Source organism: Sphaerisporangium corydalis, assembly GCF_025506355.1.
Taxonomy (GTDB): domain Bacteria; phylum Actinomycetota; class Actinomycetes; order Streptosporangiales; family Streptosporangiaceae; genus Sphaerisporangium; species Sphaerisporangium corydalis.
On record NZ_JANZYP010000128.1, the window covers coordinates 1 to 6,683 of the forward strand.

Here is a 6,683-nt window from a genome sequence, read left to right on the forward strand (position 1 = left end):
CCCTGGCCACCGGTGAGGGCACGATCTGACCCCAGGACTCCTAGGTCCGGTGGACGAGAGTGCTCACCCACCAGCGGCTACAGGCACCGAGTCTGCCCGAACAGCCGACCCGGTAGCTCCCATTAGTCGACGAGCAGCCGGTCAGCCGGAGCTGTCCCTCAAGGGGCCGCTTCTTCCGAGTGGCTCGGCTGGAGTGTGGATCCTTGGCGCGCCGAATCGGTTCGCGAGAGCGTCGAAGACGGGCTTGGGCTCCCAAGTCATGTCGGGATAGCGCCTGCCCTGCTGTCCCTTGAGCACCTTGACGACACCGTAGCTCGCCATGTCGAGATCGCGCCTCGGGTCGGGGTCGAACGGGGCTTCGTACAGGGCGAAGCTGAACCAGAAAGCGCCGTGCACGTCCTCGGCCTCGAAGACGTCCATCACCTCGTGGAAGTACGACACCTGCACGGATTCGTCGCGGACGTGGTCGCCGTTCAGCACCCGGGGTGTCGCCGACTGGTCGACGATGGTCCAGCCCGTTCCACCGGCCTCCGCCGCGCCGCGGTAGGTACAGCAACCGAACTCCGTGATCACCAAGGGCTTCCCGTGCGTGCCGAAGTTCCGCACGATCTGGGGGAATTCGGCGGCGTTGTCCGCATCGCGGTACAGGTTGACCGCGGCGAAGTCGAATCCCGACCAGTCGATGTCCTCCCATTCCCCTGAGGCATAAGTGACCTTCCCGCCGAAGCGCTCCCGTGCGACCCCGGCAAGGCCGCGCAGCATCTCGTTGAAGTCCAGCTCGGGCGTGTGACCAGCCCAGGCTTGCGGGTTCATCGCGTTCTGGAGGCGTTCCATCAGGTACGCGCCGGGCACGAAACCGGTGCAGAACAGCGACATCTCACAGCCCAGCACGAGCACGGTCCTCGGGTCGCGCGCCCGGATCTCCTCCGCTCGCTCGGCGCAGTTTTTGAAGTACGGCAGCAGTTGTGCCGGCGTCAGATCCATCGGGAACGGCGCGAACCACACCAGCAGCCCCGCGTCGACGGCGGCATGCGCGGCCAGCGCGAGGCGGTCCGGGTCGTCCCCGCTGATCCGGACCGCATCGCAGTGCAGGTCCGCCGCGATGATCTCCAGCTCTCGCCGCACCACATCCGGGTCGAAGTCGATCCGCGACCGGTCACCGACCGCGCCGCCGAACCCCGTGTCGTAATTGATTCCCCTGAGCTGCATCGACCCTCCTAAAATGTACGTTGTACACTAAACAGTACGTTATACACTCTGTTCATGCCGATGCCAAGCGTGGAACAACTGGTCTGGCACTTCCCTGAGCCACCCGGACGCAAGCACGCCCTGACGCGGGCGAAGGTCGTACACACGGGGATCGCCGTCGCCGATGCCGAAGGGGTGGCGGGGCTGACCATGCGCGCCGTCGCCGACGCGCTCGGCGTGTCGACCCCGATGTCGCTGTACCGCTACGTCCTCAACAAGGACGGCCTGATCGACCTGATGCTCGACGAGGTGTCGGCCGAGGTCGACCTACCGGCCGAACCGAGCGACGACTGGCACGCCGACCTGCGCGGCGTCGCGTCCAGCCTCTGGTGGATGATCGGCCGGCACCGCTGGTACGCCGAACTGGTCGACAGCCGCCCGCCGTTCGGCCCCCACACCTTGCGCCGAGCCGCCTTCATGCTGGCAGCACTCGACAAGGCCGGATTCACCCCTGCCCTCACCTACGTCTCGCTCCTGGACAACTACGTGACCGGCACCGCGATGAGCGTCAGCAGGGAGATCGCCATGCTCGAGCGGTTCGGCATCGGCGCGACCCAAGAGCTGCAGGCCTACGCGGGCGAGATGGCCGACGACTCACTCGAGTCCTGGCTCGAGGACATGCCCGCCATCACCGCGGACGAACGGTTCGACCTTGGCCTGGACTGCCTGCTCGACGGCATCGCCGCCAGGCGCCCCGCCAGCCGGTGATGCGCCCGATCCGCGCGACCAACATGTCCCTGCGGACGCAACCCGGCCCTGAACCTCTTCTGCGTCGCGGGAGTCTGAGGACCGGCAGACGCCCTCATGGACGTCACCCGCCTTGCACGGGGATCGTCAACATGGGGCCGAGGCCCACGACACCAGCACACTCCGTCGCGACGTGCTTGCCTTCCTGCTTCCTGAGGGTCACTGACCATGCCTTGCCCTTTCCACCTTCAGAAACGCAGCAGATGGCGGCTGGCGGGGCCAGCCTTACCAACAGGCCGACTCGCTCGCCCCGTTCACGTACGCGCCATGCGACTTCGGCTGCCAGAGCCTCCGCTGTGGCCACCTGCGGCCAGCCCAGACGTACACGCCCGCCCCCTGGTGACCGAACGACGGCCGGGCTGAGCAGCGAACCTGTACGGCGCCCCGGTCAGATGTCGGCACCGTCGGGATCCGGCGGCCTGCCGCCGGCCGTAAGCGAGCTCACGTCATTACTCCGTACCCAGGTCGTCGACGAGCCGGAGTGAGTCGTCGGTGCGCCGTCGGCTACTGCGGCGCACGGCGAAACGCCTTCCCCGCGGGGCCGACGAACCCGACCTGCCCCTTTCAGGGGCGCGGCTGCTTCATCAGCGGCGGCTCGGCTGGCGCGCCGAGCCGCTGCAGCCGTCCGCCGACGAAGTGCATCGCGGTGTTGCTGCCCAGCCCGTCCAGCACCCGCGTGTAGGCGCCCTCCAATGCTCCGCCAGCTCGGCCAGGTGCCCGGCCGGTTCGATCTCCTGTTCCAGGGAGGTCAGCACGCGGGGCCGGACCTGCTCCCAGGCTGCCCCCGCAGCAGGCGGGCTCGCGGGTGAGGGCGCCGGTCAGGCCGAGATTCGGCTCGCGGTGTCGGGCTGGTGGCGGTCGCGGTGGTGTCGGAGTTCGGTGTTGATGCGCTGGGCTTCGGCGAGCTGGTCTTCCAGGAGCGCAGCGGGCGAGAACCGGGTCGTCCGGTCAGGTCCCGTTCAGTTGCCACTGCTGGTTGGCCCCGCCGTTGGCGGCCCACTGCACGACCTGCGCCCCGTCGCTCGTCGCCGCACCGGAGACGTCCGCCACCAGTCCGCTGTCGTGGCTGGCGATGGTGTAGTAGCCGTTGCCGGTGGATCGCAGGTACCACATCTGGTTGGTGCCGCCGTTGGCCGTCCACTGCTGCAGTTGCAGCCCGGCCGTGCTGCTGCCGGCGTTGACGTCGAGCATCTTTCCACTCGGGACGTACTTGAGGGTGTAGGAGCCGTCGGAGGTCGTGGCGATGGTCCAGGTGGCGGTGCCGCTCTGCTGGACCACCTTGGCACCGTCCGCGGTGGAGTCGCCCGCGACAGCGAGCGGCTTGCCGCTGTTGCGGTTGACGATGCGGTAGGTGCCCGGTGCGGGTCCGCTTCCGCCGCTTCCGAGGTTGAAGTACTCCACCGCGTCGGTGAAGACGGGGCTACCGGACTTCGTGGTCGACAGTTGCAGGTACACGCGGTTGCCGGTGGCCGGGGTGGTGAAGGACACCGGCTGGGTGACCCGCGAGCCGAGCGGGACGGTCAGGGTCGTGCTTCCGGACGCGACGACCGCGCCGTCCGGCGCGTCGAGCCGCGCCGTCCAGGTGAAGCCCACCGATGTGTCGGCGAGGTCGTCGTTGAAGACGGTGATGTTGCGGGTGACCGTGGCGTTGCGGGCGTAGGTGGGCACGGCCTGCGGCAGAGGGAAGGTGCCGTTGGAGTCCGAGGCGCCGGAGGCGGACCAGTACGGGAGGTCGACCGCTGCCACCGGGTTGAACGCCGCCTGCACCCGCTGGATCTGCGGGTTGCTCCAGGGGTCCGGGAGGTTGTCCGCGCCGTAGAGCGGATGACCGCCCTCCTCCGGGGTGAAGTCGGTGGAACGCACGCCGGGCACGAAACCGGCCCACGCGGACAGCAGCGTGTACGGACGCAGGTCGGTGGCGTTCTTGCCGCGCTTGGCCAGAGTTGCCGTGGCGAACCACTCGAAGCCCTGCTTGGTGTTGCATGCCGGCCAGATGTACTCGCCCTCGCCGTCGGGCCGCCCATTCACGGTGATCAGGCCCTCCCCGTACCTGCCGAAGCCGTCGACGTAGTGCGAGATCACCGCGAAGTTGGCGTACGTCATCCCGGGATACGCGTTGAGATTCGCGCCGACGCCCAGCTCGGCAATGATCGGCCGGGTGCCGTCGGCGCCGTTCATCGCCGCGTACAGGTCCTTCTCGAACTGTTCGGAATCCTGGCCGCTCTGGTTCGGCTCGTTGTTCTGACTCCAGCGGATGACCGCGGGGTGGTTGCGGTCGCGCAGGACCAGCGCACGGGCGTGGTTGACCATGTTGTCGTGCCCGGTGATCCAATCCTGCCCGGACTGGGAGCCGCGGATCGCGACCTCGTCGATGATCATCAGACCCATCTCGTCGGCGACATCCAACATGTACGGGCTGGCCGGCTCCTGGTGAACGCGCACCACGTTGTAGTTCAGCCGCTGGTAGTTGTCCACGGCCTGCGGCCAGCCGCCGTTGCCCGACGAAGGCGGAAGGAATCCGGGCAGGGTGTCGAAGGCGTCGCCCTTGCCGCCTTTGTTGATCCGGTCGTAGTCGGCACCCTGAAGGTTGTCGCCGCGGAAGTTCACGCGCACGCCGTTGAGGTAGTAGTACTCGCCGTTCTGGGTGGCCTCCCGGAACCCGAACCGGTACGTGGCGTCGCTGGTGTGCCCGTCATCGGTGGCGGCATGCACCGTCAGCCGGTGCAGCTGGGCCCGGTATCCCGAGTGGTACGGCACGTTGGGCCACCAGTACGAGGTGCTGTCGAGGTTCCATGCGACCGCCCCGACGGTCACGGTCCCGGTCGAGTGGGCCGCCACGGTGACCGTACGGCTGGGCAGTGCCGGGTAGCTGAAAGCCGTTCCGTTGTCAGACGACAGCGACCCGGTCAACGTCACCGACCGGGAACTGCCCGACGTGTTACGCACCGACACGTCGTAGCTCAACGTCTTGTTCGCCACCGACGTACGCACGAATGTGTCGCTGACGTACACCGCCGGGTACACCCGCAGGAACGCCGAACGGTAGATCCCCTGGGGGACCGCCTCGGACCACTCGGCGGCGTCGGGCACCAGGTACCGGCCGTTGGATGCCTTCAACGCGCCGCGGCCCTTCACGTCGACGCTGATCGTATGAGTGGTGCCCGGGGCGGCGTAGGCGCTGATGTCGAACTTCGAGGGAGTGAAGGCCGTGGTCTGCGTCGCGACCACCCGGCCGTCCACCGACAACGTCGCCTGGTGGTTCACGGCGCCGAACTCGATCCACGCCGACTGCGGCTGCCCCGAGTCCGGCACCGTCACCGTACGCGAGTACACCGCCTGGGACACATCGGTGAACCCCTGCTTGTACCAGCCACCTCCGGGCACCTTGATCGAGGTCGTCGACCGGCCCGCCGGCGTGAAACTCCACGTCCCGGCGAGATCGACCGAAGCGACCGCGGCATTGCCCGCGGTGAATCCATCGATGTCCCCAGCGGCGGCGGCCGTCGCGGTGGACTCGGTCGCGGTGGACTCCGACGGCGCGGACCGCTGTGCCGCGACAGCCGGCTGAGCTCCGATCGTCGCGACCAGCAGGGCCGCCACCGCAGCCGGCCACCTGCTCGCCGTACGTCGAGGACGGGAGGAGGGGTCGCTCCGCTTCATCGGTAGTCCTTTCGGGTGAATCCCGTTTGTGAGGCACTTCCCGGATCCGGCCGCCCCTCCGCGGGCGCCACCGCCCGGCCGTTCAGGCCGTCGCCGTTCGTCGGCGAAAGCCGACGGCTTGAGGGGGGCATCCTGTCTCCTCGTTATGGGATCGTCGTATCGGTTCGACGGCATGGCCGGACATCACACATAAGGCCCAGGCTCCCACCCGTCAATGCTCAGGGTTCCCAGAGATCGGATCACTTCGGCCGTCTGGCTCCCATCACGCCCGATGAGATCACGTGGTCCTAGACGTCATGTAATTTTCAGGCTGCGTTGGACGCCTCGAACACGGGTCCAAGATCGAATCGGCATGCTCAGGACCATCCAGACCTGTGTCGAACTCTCACAGTTAAACGAATCGATTCGATGCCGTCGGGCGCCTGGTGGAGGAGTGGGCCACCTACGGCCCTACGCCAGCAATGACGCGCACCGATCCCTCGGAGACCTCCGAGACCTCCTGCACCGCTACAACAGCGGAGACAGCGGTTGCGTCTTCACCGCCGAACTCGGGCGACCGTTGCGTCCACAACACGTCGGCGACCAGTTTTCCTGCTCGCCTGCCAGGCAGGGCTCCCGCCTACGGCATGCGGAGTTCGACCGCACGCCGGGCTATGCCGGTGAGGGATCACCGAAGACGAGTTCGCCACCAAGCTGGCTGTACAGCTCCGCCCGCTCCCGGCACGCCTCGGCCCGCCGGTCAGCCACACCTCATGGCGGATTTCCGGCGTACAGGTCAGAGGCGCTGTAAGTATCCGAAGGGCGACCCGGATGGTGGACTGGCGGCTCAGTTGCTTGTGGAGGCCGTGCTCGTGGATGCACCGGTCGCGGCGTCGCGGGGTGCGCGAGAGTTGCCCCGGCTGCGCAGGAGCGCGGCGGCGACGGCGAGTTGCCAGATGACGATGGTGTAGACGGAGCCGCGTTCGATCGCACCCGAGGGCAGGCCGGCATCGAAGGTGAGAAAGAGAGCGACTACGGAGGCCAGGCCG

The 6,683-nt window shown here is 67.7% G+C and carries 5 protein-coding genes; 1 reads left to right on the forward strand and 4 read right to left on the reverse strand.

What is annotated here, in order from left to right; translation table 11 throughout:
- Window positions 1-141: 141 nt before the first annotated feature.
- Entirely contained in the window at window positions 142-1,209 is a 1,068-nt protein-coding gene (locus tag NYZ98_RS40945) for a hypothetical protein (RefSeq protein ID WP_262850911.1), read from the reverse strand.
- A 54-nt stretch (window positions 1,210-1,263) separates the two neighbouring features.
- Here NYZ98_RS40945 and NYZ98_RS40950 point away from each other — a divergent pair, with 54 nt between their 5' ends.
- Window positions 1,264-1,956 (forward strand): TetR/AcrR family transcriptional regulator, encoded by a 693-nt coding sequence (locus NYZ98_RS40950; protein ID WP_262850912.1) that lies wholly within the window; start codon window positions 1,264-1,266, stop codon window positions 1,954-1,956.
- Window positions 1,957-2,559: 603 nt separating this feature from the next.
- Here NYZ98_RS40950 and NYZ98_RS40955 read toward each other — a convergent pair.
- The 3 genes from NYZ98_RS40955 to NYZ98_RS40965 form a co-directional block, all read right to left on the reverse strand.
- On the reverse strand, window positions 2,560-2,688 hold the full coding sequence (locus tag NYZ98_RS40955; protein ID WP_262850913.1) for a hypothetical protein: 129 nt from the start codon (window positions 2,686-2,688) through the stop codon (window positions 2,560-2,562).
- Between the two features lie 255 nt (window positions 2,689-2,943).
- Window positions 2,944-5,655, reverse strand: a complete 2,712-nt coding sequence (locus tag NYZ98_RS40960) for an RICIN domain-containing protein (RefSeq protein WP_262850914.1) — start codon at window positions 5,653-5,655, stop codon at window positions 2,944-2,946.
- An 826-nt stretch (window positions 5,656-6,481) separates the two neighbouring features.
- Window positions 6,482-6,683, reverse strand: a 202-nt coding sequence (locus tag NYZ98_RS40965; protein ID WP_262850915.1) for a hypothetical protein, incomplete at its 5' end; no start/stop codon positions are given.